Source organism: Anaerococcus murdochii (assembly GCF_019957155.1).
Classification (GTDB): domain Bacteria; phylum Bacillota; class Clostridia; order Tissierellales; family Peptoniphilaceae; genus Anaerococcus; species Anaerococcus murdochii.
This window is the reverse complement of the sequence record NZ_JAIPME010000002.1, coordinates 2,076,657-2,100,731: the sequence shown is the minus strand read 5'-3', so window position 1 is coordinate 2,100,731 and position 24,075 is coordinate 2,076,657. Positions and strand designations below refer to the sequence as shown.

The following is a 24,075-nucleotide window of genomic DNA, read 5'->3' as shown; positions in this document are numbered from 1 at the left end:
TTAAAGTGGAGTATTTTACCTCTCCACCTCTTTCCCATAATAATTTTCATAGTTTTTTCTATACAGAACAAGGTCAGAAAATTGTTCTTTATTCAAAGAATACTCTTGCATAAGGGTGTTCTTTTTTTCTTGCAATTTATCGAGGTTTGATAGTATTTCTTTTGTGTTTGGTAGTTTTTTATAGTTTTCTAAGATTTCTTTAGCAGCTATTTTGTAGATGGAAAGCTCACTATAATATTCTTCTGCAAATTGTTTATCATCAGGATTTTTCTTGTGGTATTTATAGATTTCACGATGCTTATTTATAGTATTTATATTTTCCATATCTTGAGACAAACACTTCATTTCAGTTTCAATTTTCTTTATTTTATCTAACAAATCTTGTCTATCATCTGCAGATTTTTTGATTAGATCATCGAGTTGAGTAATTGAATTAATTCCTTGTTCTCTTAATTTAATTATTGAATCAGCCATTGTTTTGATATTATGTTTTCTTGCCCAAACTTCATAACCTTTTGAGGATTGAGCTTTTTTATTAGTAGATATATCAATAACATTTCCTACACGCTTTTTAGTAGGATTAGCTTTGTTTTTGATAGCTAAATCTATTCTTTCTTTGATTTTTTCCTCAGTATAATCTTCTCCGATAGTCTTTGCTCTTGTAAATCTTTGCTTATCTTTATGACGAAAAGCAATGTGTTTACCAAATTTAATTTCATAATCAAGAGATTTCATATTTTCTAAAAACTCTTCCCACGATTTAGACTTATTAATCATTCTATCTATATCAAATTGCAGTTTAGATTTCCAGGAACTTCCTTTCTTACTTTGGTCAAATTCATACCAAGATTTACCAGCAGTTTTATATTTTCTTTTGTAAGCTTCATAATATTCATCAATGACTGAAAGCTTATTTTCTTTACATAATTCGTCACTTTGATACCTGATTTTATGGTAAGATTTTTTATTAGATTGGTAGCATTTACCAGTCTTGTAATTAACGTTATTAAAAATAACATGGTTGTGGATATGCCCTCTATCTATATGAGTTGCAAGAACAAATTCATAATCTTCTTTTAAAATTTTCTTACATAATTCCATTCCTATTTCGTGAGCTTTTATAGGATCAACCTCGCCTGGTAGAAAAGATTGAATCAAATGTCTAGCCAAAACTGTACCCTTAGTATCATTGTCTTCTCGTGTTTTCATAAATTGAATATGAGCAGTAGATGGATGGCATTTGAAGGAAGATACCAAGATTTTTTCATCAGTTTTTTCACTCTTAGTTATATAATCTATTGCCAAATTTAAAGTTGATTTTATAGGATGTATTTTTGTAATTGCCATACTAATCACCAGAACTTTCTTTTGATTTATTAAGAAGTAGGGAATAGATCTGCCATATTTCTTTTGATAATTTTTCTATCTGATTATTCATAGATTCAATTTCATTTTTGTAAATCACACCAGTTGTATTAGTAGCTTTTGCAATCTGATTTATATTATTTGTTGCATTCGAAAGTAGCCATTGTAGGTTTCTAAATGGTTCTAAATCAACAACATAAATCTCTTTTTCCAATACACATTTTCTAAGAAAATGGGACATAGTTTTGCAATTAGCAAGTTTCATTTTCTTTTCAAAAACTTCTTTTTCTTCATCTGTTAAATATATTTTTAGTTGATTATTTCTTTTTCTATTATCCATAGTATATCTCCTTATCATAAATTATTGGGGTCTTAGGGTTCTCCCTAACAAGGTAAAATTGATAAAAAAAAGAAGCAGTCCATAAAGGTTCTGCTTCATCAATTTTTCGTAAGTGGGTACTCACTTACTGTGCTTGCTCATATACTAATAGTATAAGAACAGCTTTAAGCATAGTTCTTAAAAATGAACCTAATCATCTATGATAAAATTATAGATATTAGGGATGAAATGGGATTGTTTTATGTGCTTGCTGGGTTTCCAATTTAGGAATTACTCATTTGGTAGACTCCACCCTCATTCCATTGCCTTTCATCTTTTCGGTTGGTTAGGTTCATTTATTGATTACCTGTATAACTCGTGAGCCTGTTGTGGTTTTGGATTAACAGGGCATCCCAAATTATAGGAGGTATATTATGTCAGAAAAAATTGTTGTAGGAATTGATGTGAGTAAAGCTTTCAGTGATATCTGTATTCTATCACCTAATAATGACATCATCAAAAGACTTAAAATTTCTAATGATATTACTGGTATGAAGTCGCTCATCTATGTACTTGAAAAGGTAGAAGATGAGTACAAAGACACAGCAGTAATTATCATGGAAGCTACTGCACACTATCATCAAATTTTAGCTAATTTTTTCCGTAAGCATAATTACGAAGTCATTGTAATTAATCCGATTCAAAGTGGAGCATTGAAAAATATCAATATCCGAAAAATTAAATCAGATAAAACAGATGCATATAATATAGCGTTGCTATATCGTATTAAGAATTACAACGAAACAATTACACACTCAGATACCGTTAACAGTATCAAAAAGCTTTGCAGACAGCATAAAGGATTGACGGATGAAATTGTGGAACACATCAACCGATTAATCGCTTTTTTAGATATTTCCTTTCCAGATTTCAAGAAAGTATTTACGGATTTGCAAGGGAAAACACCTTTGTCTTTGCTTGAAAAATATCCTACTATACAGGAAGTATTATCTCCTGAAAATAAGCAAGATATTATTCAACTGATAAAAGAAAATTCACATAAAAGCAGCTCCTATGCCGAAGTAAAATATGAAAAACTATTGAAAGCTGCTGAAAAATCTATTGAAGTTTGTATAGTAAGCCTTAGTTCAGCAGTACTTATTCAAACAACTGTAAGGGTTATTTTCAGTTTACAGGAAGCTTTGAAAGCAATCGATGATGAAATCAAAAGACTATCTCTTTTAGATGAAAAGTTTCATAAAGAAATAGTGCTTTTACAAAGTATTCCAGGAGTTGGAGAGTATACAGCATATGTTGTTTTATCAGAGCTTGGAGATATATCCAATTTCTCGAAACCGAAAGAATTAGTTGCCTTCTTTGGATTGGATCCAGGAGTAACTCAAAGTGGAACATACAATAGGAAAAACAATAAAATCTCTAAAAGAGGATCACCTCATGTTCGCTCAATTCTCCATATGCTGGCTAAATCTAATGTGTATCCAAATCGCAACCGAGAGTATTTAAATCCTGTTATGCGTGCTTATTTTGAAAAGAAGATAGCTGAAAAACCATACAAAGTTGTAATGTGTGCAATTATGCGAAAGATGGTTCAAATTATTTTTGCTGTTCTCAGAAACCAAAAATCATTTGAATTAAGAACACCCGAAGAACATCAAAAACTAATTCGAGAAAAGAGTAAGTTAGTCGCATAAACTTTTAAAAGTGTTGCCTCAAAAAATGAAAGTGTATGAGGCTTATTTGCTATGCACATTTTTAAGTTTTGTGACTTAAAAATTTTTCAAAAAAATTTTTAAAATAACTATTGACTTCCTTAGTTGGTCTATTAAAGTTATAAGCGTTAAGCGTTTATTCAGTTCTGTTAATTATACCGCACTTATCGAAGCTAATAAACAACATAGAATAGATTTCAAGGAATATTTCAATACTAACAATATATTCTAAAAATGACAATTGTTTATTCTGCTAATCAGTAATGGAATCAGATAAGTTGTATAAATCTAAAATAGTTGTTTTAGACAATGTGTGTCATGATTGTATGGTTGATCTAGAAAGGAGATTAGTAGCAGACCTAACAAGACAATTTATAGAGAATTAAATAAAATGTTATCATAAAAAAATATATTTGATAGCGATTATTGACTTCATTAGTTTCTTTATGCTAAAATAAAGTAAACGGTGTTATCTTAATTTGGGAGGTGAAACTTACTGAGAGACAAAGATGTTACAATAAAGAAAATATTAAAAAGTGCAAAAAGCGAGTTTACAGAGTATGGATTCGAAGATGCTTCTATTCGCACTATTGCTAAAAATGCAGGAATTACACCTGGTGCAATATATAAGCATTTTAAATCTAAAGAAGATATTTTTAAGGTACTTGTAAGTCCTATACTTAATCACTTATACAGAAGAAGTAAAGAATTGACAAATCAAGCGATTGAAGAAATTAAAGTAAATGGTTTACAAGCTTTTGGAGAAAAATCTGATGATAGTAATAGGGAATTATTGGAATTTATTTACCAAAACGATCCTATAGTTAATCTTCTGTTTAACTGTTCTCAGGGTACGGAATTTGAATCAATTCGTCATGATTTAGTGAATCTCGAAGTGCAGGGTGCTAAGAAATTAATTGAGGTTCTTAAAGAAAAAAAAATAGAAGTAAATGATTTGAATGATGATGAACTTCATGTTCTTTATACAATGGCATGTACGCCTTTATTTGAGGTAATCACACATAGGTATCCATATAATGAAGCCTTAAATTTTATCGATATGATGGAGGCAGCAATGAATTTTGGTTGGAGGAGGATTATTAAATGAAAACATAATATAAAATTAAAAATAATAAATTTTGAAATCGGGTTAATCCCGATTTTCTGCGTTTTATGGAAAGTAAACAAAAATAAGAAACATTTACCAGTAAAGATTATTTTGAATCAATCATATTGCAACTGGTAAATAAATATAAAAATTTAAAAGGAGGTATTCAAATGAATGAAACAAAATTAAAAACAAAAGATTTAGTTAACATCGGCATTTTTTCAGTGATTTATATGGCACTATCCATGGCGGTAATGATTATTCCAATACTTTCACCGATACTTTGGTTATTATGGCCAGCAATGACAGGCATAATATGTAATTTTATTTACATGTTGTTGGTCTCTAAGGTGCCAAAACCAGGAACGGCTTTACTTTTGATAGCAATTACAGGGATTATATATTTTGCTATAGGAGAATGCACTTTTACAATTGTCATAACTTGCGTTATTGCAGGAGTTTTAGCAGAAATTACTAGAAAAATTTTGGGATATAAAAGTCAAAAAAGCGTAATAGTATCTTCAGGATTGATTTGCATTGGGTTGATTGGCTCACCATTGCCTATGTGGTTGTTCCAAGAATCTTATATGAAATCTATTATTAAAATGGGAATGAGTCCAGAATATGTAAATAAATTACAAACTTTAATTTCAATTCCAACACTTATCGGGATGATCATTACTGCATTTATTGGAGGAGTCATTGGTGCATATATAGGTAAAGCAATGTTCAAAAAACGTTTTGAGAAAGCTGGAATTATGTAAATGGAGGGTATTGTAAGAGGCATTATAAAGCTAAATCCACTAACTGAAATCATTTTTTTGATTTCAGTTAGTATTATTAGCTTTGCAAATAATAGCTTAAAATTAGATTTTTTTATTCTTTTAATGGTTGCTATTATAGCGTTATTTATGGGACTTGTTAAAATATCTTTAAAGGCATTATCTATGTTTGTATTATTACAGGGATTGAAATATTTTGTTTTGCCGATTCTACCAGATGTCATATCAGCACATTTTGGATTATTGGTGATTCATGCTCCTAAGTTAATACCGATTTTTTTAGTTGGTCAAATTCTTGTAAAAACTAATCCTATACGAAATATTATGTATGCCTTAAAAATGATGCATTTTCCAAAAAGCCTAATTATTTCTCTAGCAATAGGCATAAGATATTTTCCATCTTTAAGAGAAGAAAAAATATTAATCTCAGATGCAATTAAAATAAGAGGCGTGACTGGATTTAAAAAGATACAATTAGGACTAATATCTTTAATAGTTACAGCTTCTAATACCGCAGATGAATTAGCTCAAGCTATTACAGTAAGAGGGATAGAAAATCCTGCAAGAAAGACTTTTATGGATGATGCAGGATTTAACATTTGGGATCTAATAATTATTCTATTATGTATTCTGATGTTCTTTAATGTAAAGTTCAAGTTATTTTTATAAGAGGTACGAAACATGATTAATATAAATGAAGCTTCATATTCCTATAAGAGAAGCTTAGAAGAACAGTTAAAGAAAATTTCAATAAAGATTAATCAAGGAGAAGTTATCTTATTATGCGGAAAATCTGGTTCTGGGAAAACAACTATAACAAAATTAATCAATGGATTGATTCCTCATTTTTTAGAGGGAAATTTATTAGGAAATATTTTTATAAATGGGATAAACACAAAACAAATGAAGATATATGAAATTTCTGAAAAAGTGGGAACAATTTTTCAAAACCCCAAAACACAGTTTTTTAATTTAGATTCAGATAGTGAACTAACATTTGGATTAGAAAATTTAGGTGAAAACCCTGATAAAATAAAAAGACAAGTTTTTAAAGTGGTACGTGATTTGGAAATTGAAAGATTAAAAAACAGAAATGTTTTTATGATGTCAGGTGGAGAAAAGCAATTACTTGCTATTGCATCTATTTATGCTACCAATCCAGATGTATATGTGTTTGATGAACCTTCTGCAAATATTGATGAGTATGGTATTGAAAGAATAAGAGAGATGCTTATAAATCTTAAAGCTCAGGGCAAGACAATTATTATTTCTGAACATAGACTCTATTATTTAATGGATTTAATTGATAGAGCTATTTATTTACAAGACGGAAAAATAAAATATGTTTTTTCAAATGTGGAATTTTCTTCAATTACTGACGAATCACGAAAGAAACTGGGACTTAGAACTTTTGTAAGAAAGAAAAATGATGATTTTGCAAATCCTGTCACATTTTGTGAATCTGATGACTTTGTAGTTTCAAATTTAGAATATGAAAATAAGAAACAAAAAATTTTAGATAAGATAAATATTTCCGGAAACAAGGGAGATATTATTGCAATAACAGGTAAAAATGGTCAAGGAAAAACAACATTAATGAGAATTTTGTGTGGACTGTTGAAAGAAAACGAAGGAAAAATAAGCTATAAAGGAAGTCCCATAAAATATAAAAAACGAAGAAAACTTTGTTATATGGTTATGCAAGATGTAATTCATCAGTTTTTTTCGGAATCTGTAAGAGATGAATTTAGTTTATTTGATTCTAAAATAGATGAAAAGCAAATAGATAATATTCTAGAAAAATTAGATCTTAAAAAATTAGATAATCGTCATCCTATGTGCTTATCAGGAGGTCAAATGCAGAGACTTTCTGTAGCATTGGGGATGTTAATGGATAGAGAAATTATTATTTTGGACGAACCAACGAGTGGACTTGATTATACAAATATGCTCGAAATAAGCAAAGTCATTAAAGAATTTTCAAATAATAAAATTATATTTATTGTTACGCATGATAATGAATTGATTGATAGTACATGTAATAAATTATTGGAGATTTGCGATGGCAGAATAAAAAGATTTTATGAAAGAAGGTAAAAGATGGATATCTTAAAGGGACATAAAAGCAAGATTTTCGCAGCTGTATTCATTGCGATAATAGGAGTAGGATTTGGTGTAATACCTTATTTTTCTGTAGCAGCCATTATTAATAACTTGGTTGCAAAAAATACAAATTTAAATAATTATTATCCATATATTTTTGCTGTATTTTTGGGATTTTTGGCAAGTATATTATTTCATGAAATATCTACTATTATTTCTCATAATCTTGCCTACAGGATTATTGAAGATAAAAGAAAGTTATTAGCTGACAAATTAAGTAAAATTTCTATGGGAGAAGTTGAAAGAAAAAGCAGCGGACAGTGGTCTCAATTTATGGTGGAAACACTTGATAAAATGGAAAAACCGATTGCTCATGTGATTCCAGAAGTTATTGCTAATATATTCATTCCTATAGTATTGATCATAACAATTTTTATAATGGACTGGAGAATAGGAATTGCAAATTTACTTACAATTCCATTGGGATTATTGTTCTCAATGTTAATGATGCGAGGTTATGAAGAAAAATCTAAAAGATACCAAGAAGCAGCTAAAGCTATGAATACGACAATGGTTGAATATGTAAATGGTATTAAAGTTATAAAAGCATTTAATAAATCAGCATCATCATTTGGGAAATTTAGAAAGACTGTTGAAGAGAATAAGAACGCAATGCTTGATTGGTATTTGAGTGTTTGTTTTTCAATGACAGCAACTATGGAAACTATCCCGTCAACTATGGTATTCGTTTTACCAGCTTCCTTGTATTTCTTTATGAAGGGTAGTGTTGAAGTAGGGACTCTTATCACGTGTATATTGCTATCATATGCTTCATATAAACCATTAATAAAAGCTATGAGTCATATGGAAACAATAGCAAATATAAAAGTTGTATTTGAAGAAATAAAAAAAATAATGGAAATTCCTAACTTAAAAAGAGGAGAAGAAGTAAGAGATATAAAATCTTATGATGTAGAGTTTAAAGATGTTACATTTGCATATGAAGAGTCAAAGAATGTATTAAATAATATTTCGTTTAAAGCAAATGAAAATGAGTTAACTGCAATCGTTGGAAATTCAGGTAGTGGAAAGTCTACTATTACAAAACTAATCGCAGGATTTTGGAATGTTTCTAATGGAGAAATTTTAATTGGAAAAACAAATTTGAACGAATTACCTTTAAAACAGAATATGGAGCTTGTTAGCTATGTGTCGCAAGAAAACTTTCTTTTTAATAAAACAATATTAGAAAATTTAAAGATGGCGAAGGAAGATGCGAGTATGGATGAAATTAAAGAGGCTTGTGAAAAAGCGAGTTGCTATAATTTTATAAAGAGCCTACCAAATGGATATGAAACTATTGTAGGAAAGGGAGGAGCAAATCTTTCTGGAGGAGAAAAGCAAAGAATTGCAATAGCTAGGTGTTTTTTAAAGAATAGTCCTATTGTACTACTTGATGAAGCAACAGCATATTCTGATCCTGACAATGAATCAGTTATTCAACAGTCTATTGATAAGTTAATTAAAGATAAAACAGTGATTATGGTAGCTCACAGGTTATCTACAATTGTAAATGCAAATAAAATAATTGTGGTGGATAATGGAGAAGTAATTGAAGAAGGCACTCATAAACAATTACTAGAGTTGAATGGGAGATACAAAAAAATGTGGGATGTATATACAGAATCTAAAGAAATCGAGGTGATATAAAGTGAGAGAATTGATAAAAACTTTATATGAGGTGTCAGGGTCATATTCAAATAAAATAACAAAAATGCTTATTTTTGATGTATTTAAGGGAGTATTTGAAGGAGTTTCTTTAGGTGCAATTCTATTATGTTTGACCAAAATTTGTGAAAATATATTCACGAACCAAAGCATTTTAATGAAAGATGTGTATATTGTTTTTATTATTGCAGCTATAAGTGTGGTGGGAAAAATTATATTTGGATATCTGGCTGATAAAAACAAATATATTGCTTCGTACAATTTAGGAGCAGAAAATAGATTATATATTGGTGATCGTTTAAAAAATGTAAACATGGGATATTTCAGCACAAATTCTTTAGGGAATATAGCAGGAGCATTGTCAACTGTTATAGGTGAACTTGAAACAATAGGAGTTTTTATTATTGAGCAAATGCTTGTAGGTACAATACAGACACTAATTATGGTTATTTTCATACTACCTTATGATTTTGCAACAGCTATAATTATATTGTTGACTTTGATTGTTGGAACCTTAGTAAACTTATTCACACAAAAAAGCACAGATCAACTAACAGAGAGATTGTTAGGACTTAAATTGGATTTAAGTGAAAAAATGCTTGAGTATGTAAATGGGATAGGAATAACTAAAGCATTTGGAAAAGATCAAAATACAGTCAAGGAACTAAACGAAAGTATTACAAAAAGTCGCAAAGGCTTCCTTGCTGTAGAAAAAATTTTAGTTCCAACACAGTTTTTATTCTTGTTAGTATTTAAACTTGGTATTTGTGTAATAATTTTTAGTTCTATCATAAGATATTTATCAGGGGATATTGAAGTTACTAAAGCTATTATATTAATTGTTATGAGTTTTGTTGTTTTTTCAGGATTTGAATTGGCAGGAAGTATGCAGAGTATTAAGGGTGTTGCTGTACGAAATCTTAATACTGTTATAAATTTAAGAAATTTGCCTGTAATTGAAGAAGGTGAAATGACAGAAGTAGATAAAGCAGAAATATCAATGAACAATATTTCATTTTCTTATGGAAAAGAAAATCTTTTCAATAATCTAAGTATGCTTGTTCCAGATGGGAAAACTACTGCTCTTGTTGGATTTTCAGGAAGTGGTAAAACAACACTTTGCAATTTAATGGCGAGGTTTTGGGATGTAAATTCTGGCGAAGTAAAAGTTGGAAATCTAAATATTAAACAGTACAAGTATGATGAATTGCTTTCAAATTTTAGCTTTGTTTTTCAAGACGTGTATCTTTTTGATGATACCATAAAAAACAATATTAAGTTTGGTAATCCAAATGCAACAGATGAAGAAATGATAGATATTGCCAAAAAAGCTCAGTGCCATGATTTTATTATGAAATTGCCACAAGCTTATGATACTGTTTTGCAAGAAGGGGGTTCAAATCTATCGGGTGGTGAGCGTCAACGAATTTCTATTGCAAGAGCCATGTTAAAACCGAGTAGGTTTGTAGTTCTTGATGAGGCAACTTCAAGCGTAGATCCAGAAAATGAAAAAGAATTATTGATTGCTTTGAAAAACTTATTAAAAGGCAAAACTGTTATTGTAATTGCACACAAGCTTTCTACTGTAAAAAATGCAGATCAGATAGTTGTTTTAAAAGATGGTGTTATAAAACAAGTAGGAACACATAGTGAACTTGCATCTAAACATGGAATATATAAGGATTTTATTGAAATCAGAAAACAATCTGAAAAGTGGAAGATTTAAATTTGAGTAATAGATCAATCTTAATTTTTGACGAACCTACAAGTGGTTTGGATTTTAAGAATATGAAAAAAGGAGGATGATTTTATGAAACAAGATATGAAAGAACAATTATTAACAAAAAGACCCATAGATTTACTTTTTCAATTATCTGTCCCTGCTGTAATAGGAATGATAGTAATAGGTCTTTATCCACTAATGGATGGAATTTTTGCAGGAAATATTATAGGACAAACAGCAATGACAGCTTGTGGTGTAGCTATGCCACTTACATTTTTCAATAGTGGTGTATCTACACTTATTGGTGTAGGTTCAGCATCGGTTTTATCAAGAGCTATAGGAAAGGGCGACAAAAAAACAGTTGATAAAATTATGGGGAATTTAATCTTTTGGGTTATTCTATTCTCATCAATTATTACAATAGGCGGAATTTTACTTGCACCACATTTTTTAGATATGGTTGGAGCAAGTGGAGAAATTAAAGAATATGGTATCAGATATTTACGAGTAATTTTTATTGGTTCTTTATTTGTAAACTTTACTCAATCAGCAAACATGGTTATGCGTGGAGAAGGATTAATGAAAAAAGCAATGCTCATTATGGGGCTAGGAGCTTTTTTAAACATAATTCTTGATCCAATTCTAATGAAATTAATGGGAAAATACGCAATAGAAGGGGCTGCACTTGCAACTATTACAGCACAATTTGTTCAAGCGATAATAACACTCCATTACTTCAAATATAAAAGTAAAGCAGTAAAAATAAATAAAATCAAACCTGATCAGGAAATAAAAAAAGAAATGTTTGGCGTAGGGTCATCTGCTATGATGATGCAAATTTTATTTATGATTCAACAAACAATGCTATATAAAATGTCATTTAAATATGGCGGAGATACAAATGCTATCTTGATGGCAGCAACACTTAGAATATATGCCTTTTCATTCATTCCACTTTGGGGAATGAGTCAAGGTTTACAACCTGTAGTTGGTACAAATTTTGGAGCGAAAAAATACGACAGAGTAAAAGAAGCTATGAAAGTATTTTCTATCGGAGGATTAGTTCTTGCATCAATATTTTGGATACCAGCATTAGCATTTTCAAAGAATATTCTGTCTTTATTTGGAGTAGAAGAAAGTATTATAACTCAGGGAATAGGAAACTTTAGACTATTTTATTCTATCTTTATCCTATATGGAGTAATGGTAATGACTATAACATTCTTCCAATCAATAGGAAACGCTAAAAAAGCCGGCATAATAGTAATGCTAAGACAGTTATTTTTATTCGTACCTGCCATGATTATTTTACCAATGATATTTGGAGTTAAAGCAGTATGGTTTGCAGAACCCTTTGTAGATTTAATTATGATAATAGCTGGTGTAGTAATGATGTTTGGGGAATTAAATAGGATGGATAAAATTGGTTTGAAAAACTAAATACAAATAACAATCGAAAGAGTTTCTTTCATTTTAGAGGATTTATGCCTAGTAGCATAAGTCCTCATTTTTTTATGCTCAAATTAATCATTAAAACTCAAAAATACTATAAAAAATAAAAATTCAGGTTACCAAAGAGGGCAAATTTCACTATATAAGGTGAGGGGTATTTTGTCATCTTTTTATAAAAATCAAAATACTTTGAAGTGTGAAGATTCTTGAAATTGCTTATGTGAGATTAGTATATTTTAAATTTAATCCACTTATCAAGGTAAAAAAAAACTTACATAGGAGGTTAAAATGCAAGCAATAAAGATTTATAGTATGAGAGTTGCTATGTTATGTAGACTTTATGATCTTAAATTAATTAATGATAAGGAATATACAAAAATTAAGAACAGGTTAGAAAATGATTATAAGAAGATGAATAGAAAGTAATTAAGCTTGTGATAAAATAATACTGTAGAAAGACACAAAATGGGAAGGATGTAAGATGAATACTAAAGTATAAGTAATAAAAGCTTCAAATACAGGAGCAAGAATAGAAATGCACTACATTTAGATTTAAAACGAGTTGCAGCATATTGTCGAGTTAGCACTGATAGTAAAGACCAACTTGAATCATATAAATCGCAAGTTGATTATTATACAAATCTAATAAAAAATAATAAGAACTGGACTCTGGCTGGTATATATGCAGATGAAGCAACCACAGGAACAACTGCTACTAAAAGAGCAGATTTCATGAGGCTAATAAGTGATTGCCAAAATGGAGATATAGACATGATAATTACTAAATCTATATCAAGATTTGCAAGAAATACATTAGATACTTCGAAATATGTAAGACTGCTAAAGGAAAACAATGTTGGTGTAGTATTTGAAGAAGAAAATATAGATACTTTGACAATGGATGGAGAGCTATTATTAACAATATTAAGTTCAGTAGCTCAACAAGAAGTAGAAAATACCTCAGCCCATGTGAAAAAAGGACTGAAAATGAAAATGGAAAAAGGGGAACTTATTGGTTTTCAAGGTTGTCTTGGATACGACTATGACCCTACAACAAAAAGTATCTCTATAAATGAAGAAGAAGCCAAAATTGTCAGATACATCTTTAAAAGATATTTAGAGGGCAATGGTGGCTCGGTCATTGGCAGGGAACTAGAAGAGCAAGGATATCTCACCCCGAGAGGTAAAACAAAATGGTCTGATACTACAGTGTTAGGAATAATTAAAAATGAAAAGTATATTGGAGATATACTAATGGGAAAGACCTTCACAGTTGATCCCATAACAAAAAGAAGACTAGCAAACTTTGGTGAATCTGATAAATATCATATTGAAAATCATCACGAGCCAATTATATCAAGAGAAGACTTTGAAAAGGCACAGGAGATTAGACTCAGGAGAGCACAGAATAGAAACACCATTGCTAACAAGGATAGGAAGAGAGAAAAACTATCAAGACAATACGCTTTTTCAAGTATGCTGGAATGTGGATTTTGTGGTGAAATACTTTCAAGAAGAACATGGCACACTAGTTCAATTTATAAAAAAATTAACTGGCAATGTGTAAAGTCAACAAAAAAAGGTAAAAAATATTGCCCTCATTCAAAAGGAATACAAGAAGCAGCAATAGAAAAAGCATTTGTTGAAAGCTATAGGCAATTATGCCATGCAGATTCAACAGTAATAGATGATTTTTTAAAAATTGTAGAAGAAGAAATAAATGATAATACTTTAGTCAAAGATTTGAAGAAGATAGAAAACCAATTAAACAGAATCATTAGTCAAGAAAGAAAGTTATTTGACCTTCATCTGGAAGACAGTATAGATGAAGAAGTTTATACTAAAAAGTATAAAAAACTTACAAAACAAAAAGAAGAATTACTTGATGAAAAGAAAACCCTAGAGCTAACAATAAAAGATGAAAATTCTATTAAAGAAAGACTAAAGCAATTTAAAAAGGTCTTAGAAAACAAAGAAATTATAGAGGGATTTAATAGAACAGTATTTGAAAGCATAGTTGATAAAGTCGTGGTGGGTAGAATTGACAAAGACGGAACAGTTCATCCATATGACTTAACATTCTATTTCAAAACAGGAGTTAAAGATAGTCAAGATTCTAATAACTTTAAAGATAAAAGAAAAAATGCCAAAGACAATGACATTAATAAATTGTGCTCCTACAAGAATGACGAGGATAAAAAATTATGTTCCCAAGCAAAAGACAACGCATGTCGAGACGGTAGCACTTTTGTCCAAACTTGATGTCGATAAGCATATAAATATTGAAATTGAGCTGGATGAGCTTGATTTGACAAGTGCTGAAAGTAAGGCAACATATGCTCAAATCAAAGAATATGTTTGGAATAAATTTCAATTAAAAGTTCCAACATTATATATTGCACAGATAAAAAGGAAATGTGGAATAGAATTACGAGAACATTACAACAAGTCTAAAAAGGAGAAACAAATTATTCCACAGTGTACACCTGAAAAAGAAGAAGCCATTATGGATGCCTTGAGACACTTCAAAATGATTGAATAGAAAAGAATGGCAGCATATGACTTTCTGCATTTATTACATTCCTACTTGGTATAGGAACAGCTATTATTCCTTTCTTGCAAGGTATCAATTAGAAAATAGGCTCAATATAAAGAATGGTAGGATAATATCTATATATAAACCATGGAGGTAGGCATATGAGGTCTTATGAAAGTAAGGAAGAATTAAAAAATGAGATAAAGAAAACTTTTGAAAAATATATTTCAGAGTTTGATAATATACCAGAAGAACTAAAAGATAAAAGACTAGAAGAAGTTGATAGGACACCAGCAGAAAATCTTGCCTATCAAGTGGGCTGGACTACTTTAGTATTAAAATGGGAAGAAGATGAGAAAAAAGGTATAGATGTTAAAACACCATCAGATAAATTCAAGTGGAATCAACTTGGAGAATTATATCAATGGTTTACAGATACCTATGCTAATAAATCGTTAAAAGAACTAAAAGAAAAACTCACAAAAAATATAGAAGATATTTATCTTTTGATAGATGAATTAACAGATGAAGAATTATTTAAACCACATATGAGAAAATGGGCAGATGAAGCAACCAAAACTGCTACTTGGGAAGTTTATAAATTTATCCATGTAAACACAGTAGCACCATTTGGAACATTTAGGACTAAGATTAGGAAATGGAAGAAATTAGTTCTATAGATAGAAAAGTATAAATAAGTTTACTTAGGAGGATTTTATGGCAGTTGCAAATATCAAAGTTACATTAAATTGCCCGATAGAAAAAGTATGGGATAAAGTTACTGACCTTCGTGATTTTGGTTGGAGGAGTGATATCAAAGATATCAAAATTATTGATGATAAGAATTTTGTAGAGATTACAAAAGATGGGATAGAAACAAATTTTAAAGTTATAGAATGTATGAAACATCAATGCTGGTCTTTTGAAATTGAAAACGCAAATATAAAAGGAACTTGGATAGGAAAATTTTATTCGAATTGAGATAAAACAACATTAGATTTTACAGAAAATATTATTTCTAAAAAATTTACATTTAAACCTTTTGTAGGACTATATTTAAGAAACCAACAAAAACTGTATTTTAAAGATTTGAAGGAATCACTTAATTGTGAAGAAGCAAGTCATGTTCAAGTGTTATGAAAATAATGAAATAGATAAATTGGAGTAGCCTATTCATATATTTAGATCTTTTCGAAAGGATAAAACAATGATAGAAGGTAGACCTAAATTTGATAAAATCACATCGTTTGATGAGTTTAATAAATACTATTGGTATCGTGAAGAACTTTCACAGATATGCAAGTTATTAGGATTAGAATATAGAGGTACAAAACAAGAACTCACTTATATTATTCAGCAGTACTTTAAGGGTGATATGATTAAAAAGTCATCAATAAAAAACATAAAGAAACAAGTTGATTATATTACTTTAGATATGCCTTTACTTGAGTGTGGATTTTCCTTTAATTCAAAATTCAGAAAATATTTTTCTGTTGTAACAGGTGTTTTGCCTTTCAAATTTACTGCAGATATGGCAACGGCTTGGAGAAAAGTGAAAAGACAAAATGATTTGAGTTTTACAATTCAAGATATGCTCAAAGTTTATTATGGAAAATCAGATTATGCTAAGTATGATAATTCGGTTTGTCAATGGAATCAATTTTTAAAGGATTTTTGTGCAGACGAAAATAGTTGTAACTACTCTAATAAAATACAAGTAGCTGCAATTCTTTGGAAAGAAGTCAGAGATTCAAAAAACAAAAAAGTTTATTCACGAGAACTTATAAAAAAATATGAGGATAAAATAGAAGACTATCACAAGTAAACAGAAACTATTTTTTTGAATGAAAAAAAATTAATACAGATAGATGTTAGGCGATAGAAATTAAAAACTCTATCGTCTTTTTTTATATTAAAAATTAGGAAATTAAGGGGGTTGAAAAAACTTTTTGTTGGTGGTATTATTAAATCGACAAGTACACATAAGTACACTTCTGGAGCAGGAGGTGCATTATAAATATTATTATAAATACCGATTCTAGCGAACCGATTTATGAACAAATCGAAAATCAGATAAAAAAACAAATTATGAGTGAAGATTTGAAAACTGGAGATTCTATACCATCTATGAGAGTATTGGCTAGAAATCTTAAGGTAGCTGTAATTACAGTTCAAAAAGCTTATGAAAATTTACAAAAAGATGGATTTATTGAAACTATTCATGGCAAAGGCAGTTTTATATCAGCAAGAAATATTGAATTACAAAAAATAGAAACATATAAAGAAGTGGAAGATTTAGCTAAGAAAATTGTCAAGAGCATACAATCAAGTTCTATTTCAATAGATGACTTAATCGATTTAATAAAAAAGATATATGAGGAGGGGCAATGATGGATTCGTATGAAAATGAATTAGCATTAAGGGTATCTGGATTAAATAAAAAGAATAAAACAAATGATTTTTCTTTGAAAAATATAAATATTGAAGTACCTTATGGATCTATTGTAGGAAATATAGGAAGAAATGGAGCGGGGAAAAGTACTACTATTTCTTGTATACTTGGAATGTTTCAAAAAGATGAGGGAAAAGTAGAGATATTTGGTACTGAATATTGTAATCAAATAGATATTAAAAAATACATAGGAGTTGTTTTAGATGACCCAAACTATTCATTATTATTAACACCTAATGAGATAAATGAGGTAATGAAATTTAATTATAGTAATTGGGAAGAAGATATTTTTAAAAATTATTTGAATCGATTTAATTTGCCAATAGATAAGAAAACTAAGCAATTTTCATTTGGAATGAAAAAAAAGTTATCGTTGGCTATAGCATTGTCTCATGAAACAAAACTTCTCATATTAGATGAAATTACTTCAGGGTTAGACCCAGTAAGTAGAGATGAAATACTGGGTATATTGTTGGAATTTATAGAAAACCCAGAAAACTCCGTGTATATATCATCACATATTACAACAGATTTGGAAAAAATAGCTGACTATATAGTTTTTATTGATAATGGTAAAGTTGTGTTGAGTGAAGAAAAGGATGAATTATTATATAATTATGGGATACTTCGTTGTACTGATACAGAACTAGAAAAGGTGGAAAAAACCGACATCATTTCATATAGAAAGGAATTTGGAAGGGTAGATATTTTAGTAAAAGATATATCTAAGATAAAGAATAAGTATAAAGAATTTGTTGTGAATAAACCAAATTTTGATGAAATGTTATTAATATTAACAGGGAAGGAGGACTAATATATGAAAGGTTTATTGTTGGAAATATATTACAAAAATATTAAAAATATTTTTATAATGAATGCATTTTTAATTTTAGTATGGATTCTAATAAATTTATTTGCTGACATACAAATGGTTGTTTTTGCGTATTTTGCAGTAGTAATTTTCGCTAACAGTTTGTTGCTTCTTTTATCTCAAAGAAAAGATTATGATTTAAAATTATATAAATATGAATTCATGCTACCAATAAAAAGTAAAAATATAATACTATCAAAATATGTAAGTCAAGTAGTTATTATTCTCTTCTCTATATTGATGTTGATTATTTTGAATTATATATCAATTTATCTTGGTAAGCATTATTTTGATTATGGATATTCAGACTTAATATCTTTGTTAAATGTTCTATTAGGTCTTATATTACAATTAGTATCAATCTTCTACTTAGCCATGTACTTTATTGATTTAGAGAAAGGTGATTTATGGATGGTTTTAGGATTGATTGGGTCTATAGTGCTAGTATCAATAGAAATATTTGCATTAAATAGGCTTGGATTTTCTAAGTCAGATGGGAATATTGTACTTTTTATAATATACTTGGTAATATTTTCAATGTCTTTTGCATTGAACTCAAAGAAAATGGAAAATTTGAAATTAGATGTTTAGGATGAATGATGGATATATCATATATTATATGTTAAAGATAGACTTAATAAATGTAATGAGTGATTATATTAAGATTCAGAGTTGCTGAAACTAAAATATGGTCTTGTGGTAAGGATATAAAAACTTATTGAATTAGAAAATATTAAAAAGTGGATATTTTAGGCGATAGAAATTAAAAACTCTATCGTCTTTTTTATATGAAATGCGGGTAAAAATATTAACAAGAAATTTGTAACGTTTTGATTTTTTGATCGTCTAACTATTAGAAAACAAGAAAGGGTGTGATTTTATAGACTATGATTACGAAATAATATATAAAGAATATTTTTCTAAAGTATATTTATATGTTTTGACAATTAGTCATGATGAATATATAGCTGAAGAAATCACACAAGAAACTTTTTTTAAAGCTCTTGAAAAAATTGAAACATTTAATGGTGATTGCAAATTATACACTTGGTTATGTCAAATTGCAAAAAATGCATTATCTGATTTTTATAAAAAAGAAAAGAAAAAAGTATCTATAAATGAATACTCTGAATACATGACATCTGATTTAGATTTTGTTTTAAGATTTGAGGAGAAAGAGGACGTGATGAAAATTCATATTCTCTTACACAAGTTAGAAGAACCATACAAGGAAGTTTTTTCTTTGAGAATTTTTGCAGGATTATCTTTTAAACAAATTGGAGAATTATTTGGCAAATCCGATGGATGGGCGAGAGTAGTATTTTATAGGGCAAAAAATAAGTTGATGGAGGAATATAATGAAAATTTCTTGTAAAATTATTGAAGATCTTCTTCCCCTATATATAGATGATGTATGTAGTGAAGAAAGTAGAAGAATAGTAGATGAACATTTATCAGAATGTAGCAAATGCAGTGAAACTCTAAAGCAAATGAAAAAAGAAAATCTTCCCATGGAAAACATAGAGCTAAATTTAACGGAGGCTGATCCTATTAGAAACCTATCTAAAGAATGGCATAAAAAATTAAAGAAATCTATGTTTAAAGGGGTTATATCTACATTGTTAATAGTAGGTGCAGTACTTTTAATTGTTTATATTTTTGTTGGTATAAAAATTGTTTGGAAGTAATCTTATGAAAAATAAAAGTAACATTAAAAATTTTTTATTATTAGCTTTGTGTCTAATAATTATATTATGTTCTAGTTTTCTTGCAATTAAAGCAATGTAAAAGAGGTGTTCTTATGAATAGTATTACGGTAAATAATATTACAAAAAAATACATGAATAATTTTGTCTTAGATAATGTATCTTTTAGCCTTGAAAAGGGCAAAGTATATGGCTTACTTGGAAAAAACGGAGCCGGAAAAACTACTTTGTTAAAAATAATTACTAAGCTTATTCCTTTAAAGATGTATGATCAAAAAGTTAAAATCTCAGATGACAATGAAAATATAGCAGCACTTATTAGTAATCCATCTTGTTATATGAACCTTAGCGTAAAAGATAACCTTAGTATTTATTCTATGCTTTATTATAAAAATAAAGATGAAAGAGAAAAAGAGATTGAAAAAATAATCAAGGACTTTACCTTAGAATCAATGTTAAGAAAGAAGGCTAATGAACTTTCACTAGGAATGCTTCAAAAACTAAAATTGGCTCTTAGCTTTATAACTAATTCTAATATAGTGATACTAGATGAACCATTTAATGGGCTAGACATTGAATCAACTGTTATATTAAAAGAAAAAATAAAAGAATCAAAAGAACTTGGCAAAACAATTATTATAACAAGCCACAATACTGAGCAATTAGAAAAAATATGTGATAGTTTCGCTATTTTACACCAAGCAAAAATAATAAATGTAAGTAAAGAGAAACTAGAAAAGGGAAGTCTTGAGGAAATTTATTGTGATATTTTGGCTGGAGGAAAGACTTATGTTAATTAAAAGAGATATATTGAGAGCTTTAAAAAGTTTTCACATACAAGTTGTATTTATTATAACTATATTATTTTCGGGTATATTTACATTTTTTGTAGCAAACGGAAATAAAATAGGAATTTCTGTATTTGGAAATCTTACAACTTATAAAGATCTGTCAGAAGTGCTTTTAAATGGATTAGATTATACAAAGGGATTAGGTTTTTTAGTAACTTTTGCTATAGCTTTATTTATAGCTGGAGAATATCAATTTAATACTTGGCAACATTATATATGTTCAGGAAGAAAAAGGACAGAAATATATATTAGTAGATACATTTTTGCCCTTATGTTAGCAATAACAATATTTTTAATGTATACACTAAGTTCATATTTTGTTTCTGTAATCCTTGGTAAATCTATAGATTTTAGCAAATTTATTTTTATCATAAGGAGGGGAGTAATAGTATATATGGCTTTAACTAGCATTGTGGTATTTCTTTCAATGAGTTTAAAAAATCATATAGCAGGAATTTTAGGATCATTAGCCTTTATATTCTTAGAAAAAGATATTATAAGTATGTTAATAAATATATTTAATAAAATAAATATAAATATAGAAGCATTTGGGAAATTTACTCTAATGAAAATAAATGCCATTGCTCCGATTGATAATATAAATATTTTGACAGAAATGTTTCTTCCTTGTGTTTTGATTATAATAGTTTCCACACTATTAGGAAACTATTGCTTTTCAAAATTTGAAGTATGAAATAAGTGTCATAATGAAAAAGTAAATAATAGAATTAAAGGCGATAGAAAGTAAAAAATCTATCGTCTTTTTTTAATACAAGAAAGGAGTTATATATGAAAAAGTTAGAGCAACTAAGACAAGAATCAAAAGAAATAAAAGATAAAATTGATGATACAGAGGAAAGATTAAGGCAACTAAAAAATCAAGAAAAGAAGATATTAAAACAAGACATAGAAAAAAGAAGAAAAGAAAGAACCCATAGGCTAATAACAAGAGGAGCAATCTTAGAAAGCCTTATAGAAAATGCAGAAGAACTAACAGATGAAGAAATAAAAATCCTACTAGAAGAAGCAACAAAGACAAAAGAATTTAAAGAAACACTAAAAATAATGAGAGAAAATTAGGAAAAATAAAATAATTAAATCTCCCTTAGATTTTCTAAGGGCGCAATTATACACCCTAAAGGGTGCTTGCGTCATGCGGAGCCAAACTCTTGCAGGGAGCAACAACCATTCGCTTTTTAAAAGTCAAGGGTAAATAAACTCGCTAACGCTCGCCCTTGACTTTTAAAATTTGAAATGAAAGTAACAATTAAGCCGACATACTGAAACAACAAAAATTAATTCAGTAGTCGGCTTTTTCTATTCTATCATTTCAAAACGCTCATTCACAAAGTGGATATAAAAAATCTGTTAAGCCTCCACCTAAAACAACAAAAAAAAGAAAGGAAGTGATAAAATGGCAGACAGTTTTCATTTTTCAGTAAACATAATATCAAGAGGAAAAGGCAAAAGTGCAGTAGCAAGTGCAGCATATATAAGTGGAGAAAAAATAAAAAATGAATGGGACGGAGTAACCCATGACTACACCAAAAAGCAAGGAGTAATTAGCAAAGAAATATATTTACCAGATCGCGCACCAAAAGAATATAAAGACCGAAAAACCTTGTGGAACTCGGTAGAACTATTTGAGAAAAACTCTAATGCCCAACTTGCAAGAAACTTTATCATATCATTACCAAAAGAGTTAAGCATGGAAGAAAATAAAAAGATGATAGAAGAATATATACAAAACAATTTTGTAAAAGAGGGAATGATAGTAGACCTAGCAATTCATGATGAAAGTAGAGAGGGAAATCAAAACATTCATGCTCATATAATGACCATAGTAAGACCAATAAATGAAGATGGAACATGGGGACAAAAAAGTAAAAAAGAATATATCCTAGATGAAAAAGGAGAAAAGATTTTAAACAAAAATGGAAAACCTAAGACAAGAAAAGTAGAACTAACAACCTGGAATGATAAGGGCAATGTAGAAAAATGGAGAGAAAATTTTTCAGACCTTTGTAACAAATATTTAGAAAGAGCAGGAGCAGAAAAAAGAGTAGACCATAGAAGTTTTAAAAGACAAGGCATAAAACAAATACCAACAATACATCTAGGAGCAAGTGCTAGTGCAATGGAAAGAAAAGGAATAAGAACAGAAAAAGGAGATATAAATCGTGAAATAAAAAAACAGAATGAACTATTAAAAAACATAGGCAATGAAATAAAGAAAATAACATCTTGGTTAATAGGCTTCAAAGATAAGCTAAAAGAATCATATAGGGAATATAAAGACCAAAGTAAAAAGCAAATAGAAAATGAATCAGGACTCTTTAACCTCTATGAATATTTAAGTTTCTATCAAGAAATGCAAGAAAACAATAGAGCTGAATTATCATTTTATGGGGAAAGAAACAAGGCAATCTATGATCTAAAAAGATATGCAAGTGGAATAAATTATCTAAGGGAAAACAAAATAAAAACCATATCAGACCTGCAAGGACATATAAACACCCTAAGAAGTAAAAACACTGAGATATATAAGACCATAAAAGAAAACAGTCAAAAGATAGAAGACCTTAATAAATGCTTAGCCTATGCAAAGACTGTAAGAAAAACAAAAGCAACCTACCAAGAATATGAAAGCAAGAAAATATTCAAAGAAAGCTTCTACAAGAATAATCAAAAGGAAATAGACCAACATATAAGGGCAAGAACCTTAATTGAAAAAATTAGTGGAAAGAAAAATTTAAGAGAAAAAGAATGGTTAGGAGAAATTAAAAGCTTAGAAGATGAAATCAGTAAATTAAATACAGAGTCAGAAAAGATAAGGGAAAGATACAAGGAAATAAATCATATTAAATATGCAGTAGAAGTAGTTAATGAAGAATATGGTATTGACCTATCAATAGAAATTGACAAGGCAATCAAGAGGGGAGAAAAAGAAAGTATCATAGAAAAGATAAAAGAGTATAAGCAAGTCAGTGATAGTTTTAATAAAAAAAGACAAATGACTAAAGACTATTACAAAAATCAAGAAAGATAAGACCTGGTAAAAATATCTTATCCAAGCTATAATATGACCAAGAAAATAAAGGCAGATCTAGGAGGTAATAGAGATGAATAAAAGGCAAGAGTTAATAGATGAACTCATAAAAGCAGATCAAGACGGAACATACAAAACATATAAAAGCACAGAAGAAATAAAAGCAATGAACAATGAAGAAATACAGATTATATATTCCAACATGAAAAACTATCTATCAGATAAAAGAACACACATAAACTACTAAAGGTGGAAAAGCAAAATAAGAGCAGAAAAACAATAAAAGGTACAAATACCTAA

At 29.0% G+C, this 24,075-nt stretch carries 24 protein-coding genes and 3 pseudogenes; 25 read left to right on the top strand and 2 right to left on the bottom strand.

Features of this window, described 5'->3' with window-relative positions:
- Positions 1 to 15 precede the first annotated feature (15 nt).
- Both K8P03_RS10620 and K8P03_RS10615 read right to left on the bottom strand, forming a co-directional pair.
- Positions 16 to 1,347, bottom strand: a complete 1,332-nt coding sequence (locus K8P03_RS10620; RefSeq protein WP_223420582.1) for a relaxase/mobilization nuclease domain-containing protein — start codon at positions 1,345 to 1,347, stop codon at positions 16 to 18.
- A 1-nt stretch (position 1,348) separates the two neighbouring features.
- Positions 1,349 to 1,705, bottom strand: a complete 357-nt coding sequence (locus tag K8P03_RS10615; RefSeq protein WP_223420543.1) for a plasmid mobilization protein — start codon at positions 1,703 to 1,705, stop codon at positions 1,349 to 1,351.
- A gap of 413 nt (positions 1,706 to 2,118) precedes the next feature.
- Between K8P03_RS10615 and K8P03_RS10610 the strand changes: the two genes are divergently transcribed.
- The 25 genes and pseudogenes from K8P03_RS10610 (at position 2,119) to K8P03_RS10490 (ending at position 24,022) form a co-directional block, all read left to right on the top strand.
- Positions 2,119 to 3,396, top strand: coding sequence for an IS110 family RNA-guided transposase (locus K8P03_RS10610; RefSeq protein ID WP_223417969.1), 1,278 nt, complete (start codon positions 2,119 to 2,121; stop codon positions 3,394 to 3,396).
- 514 nt (positions 3,397 to 3,910) lie between these two features.
- Positions 3,911 to 4,063, top strand: a pseudogene (locus K8P03_RS10605) (TetR/AcrR family transcriptional regulator); the annotation flags it as partial.
- Between the two features lie 60 nt (positions 4,064 to 4,123).
- Positions 4,124 to 4,522, top strand: a complete 399-nt coding sequence (locus K8P03_RS10600; protein ID WP_223420581.1) for a hypothetical protein — start codon at positions 4,124 to 4,126, stop codon at positions 4,520 to 4,522.
- Between the two features lie 170 nt (positions 4,523 to 4,692).
- Positions 4,693 to 5,286, top strand: coding sequence for an MptD family putative ECF transporter S component (locus K8P03_RS10595; protein WP_001006067.1), 594 nt, complete (start codon positions 4,693 to 4,695; stop codon positions 5,284 to 5,286).
- Positions 5,287 to 5,973: an energy-coupling factor transporter transmembrane component T family protein gene (locus K8P03_RS10590; protein ID WP_072537653.1), complete on the top strand. Its 687-nt coding sequence runs from the start codon at positions 5,287 to 5,289 to the stop codon at positions 5,971 to 5,973. It begins immediately after the preceding gene.
- Positions 5,974 to 5,985: 12 nt separating this feature from the next.
- Positions 5,986 to 7,401, top strand: coding sequence for an ABC transporter ATP-binding protein (locus K8P03_RS10585; protein ID WP_072537652.1), 1,416 nt, complete (start codon positions 5,986 to 5,988; stop codon positions 7,399 to 7,401).
- A gap of 3 nt (positions 7,402 to 7,404) precedes the next feature.
- Positions 7,405 to 9,117: an ABC transporter ATP-binding protein gene (locus tag K8P03_RS10580; RefSeq protein WP_050198508.1), complete on the top strand. Its 1,713-nt coding sequence runs from the start codon at positions 7,405 to 7,407 to the stop codon at positions 9,115 to 9,117.
- 1 nt (position 9,118) lies between these two features.
- Positions 9,119 to 10,861: an ABC transporter ATP-binding protein gene (locus tag K8P03_RS10575; protein ID WP_072537651.1), complete on the top strand. Its 1,743-nt coding sequence runs from the start codon at positions 9,119 to 9,121 to the stop codon at positions 10,859 to 10,861.
- An 84-nt stretch (positions 10,862 to 10,945) separates the two neighbouring features.
- Positions 10,946 to 12,298, top strand: a complete 1,353-nt coding sequence (locus tag K8P03_RS10570; RefSeq protein WP_072537650.1) for an MATE family efflux transporter — start codon at positions 10,946 to 10,948, stop codon at positions 12,296 to 12,298.
- Positions 12,299 to 12,598: 300 nt separating this feature from the next.
- A complete protein-coding gene (locus K8P03_RS10565; RefSeq protein WP_223420523.1) occupies positions 12,599 to 12,736 on the top strand; it encodes a hypothetical protein in 138 nt (45 codons plus the stop codon).
- Positions 12,737 to 12,812: 76 nt separating this feature from the next.
- Positions 12,813 to 14,572 (top strand): annotated as a pseudogene (locus K8P03_RS10560) (recombinase family protein).
- Positions 14,529 to 14,852 (top strand): annotated as a pseudogene (locus K8P03_RS10555) (23S rRNA (uracil(1939)-C(5))-methyltransferase RlmD); the annotation flags it as partial. The pseudogenes K8P03_RS10560 and K8P03_RS10555, both read left to right, overlap by 44 nt.
- Before the next feature lie 155 nt (positions 14,853 to 15,007).
- Positions 15,008 to 15,526 carry a ClbS/DfsB family four-helix bundle protein gene (locus tag K8P03_RS10550; RefSeq protein ID WP_106012210.1) on the top strand — a complete coding sequence of 173 codons (519 nt, stop codon included), beginning with the start codon at positions 15,008 to 15,010 and terminating at the stop codon, positions 15,524 to 15,526.
- 37 nt (positions 15,527 to 15,563) lie between these two features.
- Positions 15,564 to 15,827, top strand: coding sequence for a hypothetical protein (locus K8P03_RS10545; protein ID WP_007894970.1), 264 nt, complete (start codon positions 15,564 to 15,566; stop codon positions 15,825 to 15,827).
- Between the two features lie 226 nt (positions 15,828 to 16,053).
- Positions 16,054 to 16,671, top strand: a complete 618-nt coding sequence (locus K8P03_RS10540; protein WP_223420580.1) for an SAP domain-containing protein — start codon at positions 16,054 to 16,056, stop codon at positions 16,669 to 16,671.
- A gap of 185 nt (positions 16,672 to 16,856) precedes the next feature.
- Positions 16,857 to 17,237 carry a GntR family transcriptional regulator gene (locus tag K8P03_RS10535; RefSeq protein ID WP_311564773.1) on the top strand — a complete coding sequence of 127 codons (381 nt, stop codon included), beginning with the start codon at positions 16,857 to 16,859 and terminating at the stop codon, positions 17,235 to 17,237.
- Complete coding sequence (locus K8P03_RS10530; RefSeq protein WP_223420579.1) at positions 17,234 to 18,112, top strand: ABC transporter ATP-binding protein; 879 nt, start codon at positions 17,234 to 17,236, stop codon at positions 18,110 to 18,112. Before K8P03_RS10535 ends, K8P03_RS10530 begins: the two co-directional genes overlap by 4 nt.
- Before the next feature lie 3 nt (positions 18,113 to 18,115).
- On the top strand, positions 18,116 to 18,760 hold the full coding sequence (locus tag K8P03_RS10525; protein ID WP_223420578.1) for an ABC-2 transporter permease: 645 nt from the start codon (positions 18,116 to 18,118) through the stop codon (positions 18,758 to 18,760).
- Positions 18,761 to 19,049: 289 nt separating this feature from the next.
- Positions 19,050 to 19,544: an RNA polymerase sigma factor gene (locus K8P03_RS10520; protein WP_223420715.1), complete on the top strand. Its 495-nt coding sequence runs from the start codon at positions 19,050 to 19,052 to the stop codon at positions 19,542 to 19,544.
- Positions 19,528 to 19,857, top strand: a complete 330-nt coding sequence (locus K8P03_RS10515) for a zf-HC2 domain-containing protein (RefSeq protein WP_223420577.1) — start codon at positions 19,528 to 19,530, stop codon at positions 19,855 to 19,857. Before K8P03_RS10520 ends, K8P03_RS10515 begins: the two co-directional genes overlap by 17 nt.
- A 113-nt stretch (positions 19,858 to 19,970) precedes the next feature.
- A complete protein-coding gene (locus tag K8P03_RS10510) occupies positions 19,971 to 20,675 on the top strand; it encodes an ABC transporter ATP-binding protein (protein ID WP_223420576.1) in 705 nt (234 codons plus the stop codon).
- A complete protein-coding gene (locus tag K8P03_RS10505; protein ID WP_223420575.1) occupies positions 20,665 to 21,420 on the top strand; it encodes a hypothetical protein in 756 nt (251 codons plus the stop codon). The genes K8P03_RS10510 and K8P03_RS10505 overlap by 11 nt, the downstream gene beginning before the upstream one ends.
- A 95-nt stretch (positions 21,421 to 21,515) precedes the next feature.
- A complete protein-coding gene (locus K8P03_RS10500; protein ID WP_106012201.1) occupies positions 21,516 to 21,806 on the top strand; it encodes a DUF3847 domain-containing protein in 291 nt (96 codons plus the stop codon).
- 334 nt (positions 21,807 to 22,140) lie between these two features.
- Entirely contained in the window at positions 22,141 to 23,775 is a 1,635-nt protein-coding gene (gene mobQ / locus K8P03_RS10495; RefSeq protein WP_223420574.1) for a MobQ family relaxase, read from the top strand.
- Positions 23,776 to 23,848: 73 nt separating this feature from the next.
- Positions 23,849 to 24,022, top strand: a complete 174-nt coding sequence (locus tag K8P03_RS10490) for a hypothetical protein (protein ID WP_019035175.1) — start codon at positions 23,849 to 23,851, stop codon at positions 24,020 to 24,022.
- The last annotated feature ends 53 nt before the right edge of the window (positions 24,023 to 24,075 follow it).

What these genes read in the sequence shown, in the direction of transcription:
- K8P03_RS10620 (WP_223420582.1), bottom strand. Translation starts at nt 1,347, where the DNA reads ATGGCAATTACAAAAATACATCCTATAAAATCAACTTTAAATTTGGCA.
- K8P03_RS10615 (WP_223420543.1), bottom strand. Translation starts at nt 1,705, where the DNA reads ATGGATAATAGAAAAAGAAATAATCAACTAAAAATATATTTAACAGAT.
- K8P03_RS10610 (WP_223417969.1), top strand. Translation starts at nt 2,119, where the DNA reads ATGTCAGAAAAAATTGTTGTAGGAATTGATGTGAGTAAAGCTTTCAGT.
- K8P03_RS10595 (WP_001006067.1), top strand. Translation starts at nt 4,693, where the DNA reads ATGAATGAAACAAAATTAAAAACAAAAGATTTAGTTAACATCGGCATT.
- K8P03_RS10590 (WP_072537653.1), top strand. Translation starts at nt 5,287, where the DNA reads ATGGAGGGTATTGTAAGAGGCATTATAAAGCTAAATCCACTAACTGAA.
- K8P03_RS10585 (WP_072537652.1), top strand. Translation starts at nt 5,986, where the DNA reads ATGATTAATATAAATGAAGCTTCATATTCCTATAAGAGAAGCTTAGAA.
- K8P03_RS10580 (WP_050198508.1), top strand. Translation starts at nt 7,405, where the DNA reads ATGGATATCTTAAAGGGACATAAAAGCAAGATTTTCGCAGCTGTATTC.
- K8P03_RS10570 (WP_072537650.1), top strand. Translation starts at nt 10,946, where the DNA reads ATGAAACAAGATATGAAAGAACAATTATTAACAAAAAGACCCATAGAT.
- K8P03_RS10565 (WP_223420523.1), top strand. Translation starts at nt 12,599, where the DNA reads ATGCAAGCAATAAAGATTTATAGTATGAGAGTTGCTATGTTATGTAGA.
- K8P03_RS10550 (WP_106012210.1), top strand. Translation starts at nt 15,008, where the DNA reads ATGAGGTCTTATGAAAGTAAGGAAGAATTAAAAAATGAGATAAAGAAA.
- K8P03_RS10545 (WP_007894970.1), top strand. Translation starts at nt 15,564, where the DNA reads ATGGCAGTTGCAAATATCAAAGTTACATTAAATTGCCCGATAGAAAAA.
- K8P03_RS10540 (WP_223420580.1), top strand. Translation starts at nt 16,054, where the DNA reads ATGATAGAAGGTAGACCTAAATTTGATAAAATCACATCGTTTGATGAG.
- K8P03_RS10530 (WP_223420579.1), top strand. Translation starts at nt 17,234, where the DNA reads ATGATGGATTCGTATGAAAATGAATTAGCATTAAGGGTATCTGGATTA.
- K8P03_RS10525 (WP_223420578.1), top strand. Translation starts at nt 18,116, where the DNA reads ATGAAAGGTTTATTGTTGGAAATATATTACAAAAATATTAAAAATATT.
- K8P03_RS10515 (WP_223420577.1), top strand. Translation starts at nt 19,528, where the DNA reads ATGAAAATTTCTTGTAAAATTATTGAAGATCTTCTTCCCCTATATATA.
- K8P03_RS10510 (WP_223420576.1), top strand. Translation starts at nt 19,971, where the DNA reads ATGAATAGTATTACGGTAAATAATATTACAAAAAAATACATGAATAAT.
- K8P03_RS10505 (WP_223420575.1), top strand. Translation starts at nt 20,665, where the DNA reads ATGTTAATTAAAAGAGATATATTGAGAGCTTTAAAAAGTTTTCACATA.
- K8P03_RS10500 (WP_106012201.1), top strand. Translation starts at nt 21,516, where the DNA reads ATGAAAAAGTTAGAGCAACTAAGACAAGAATCAAAAGAAATAAAAGAT.
- mobQ (WP_223420574.1), top strand. Translation starts at nt 22,141, where the DNA reads ATGGCAGACAGTTTTCATTTTTCAGTAAACATAATATCAAGAGGAAAA.
- K8P03_RS10490 (WP_019035175.1), top strand. Translation starts at nt 23,849, where the DNA reads ATGAATAAAAGGCAAGAGTTAATAGATGAACTCATAAAAGCAGATCAA.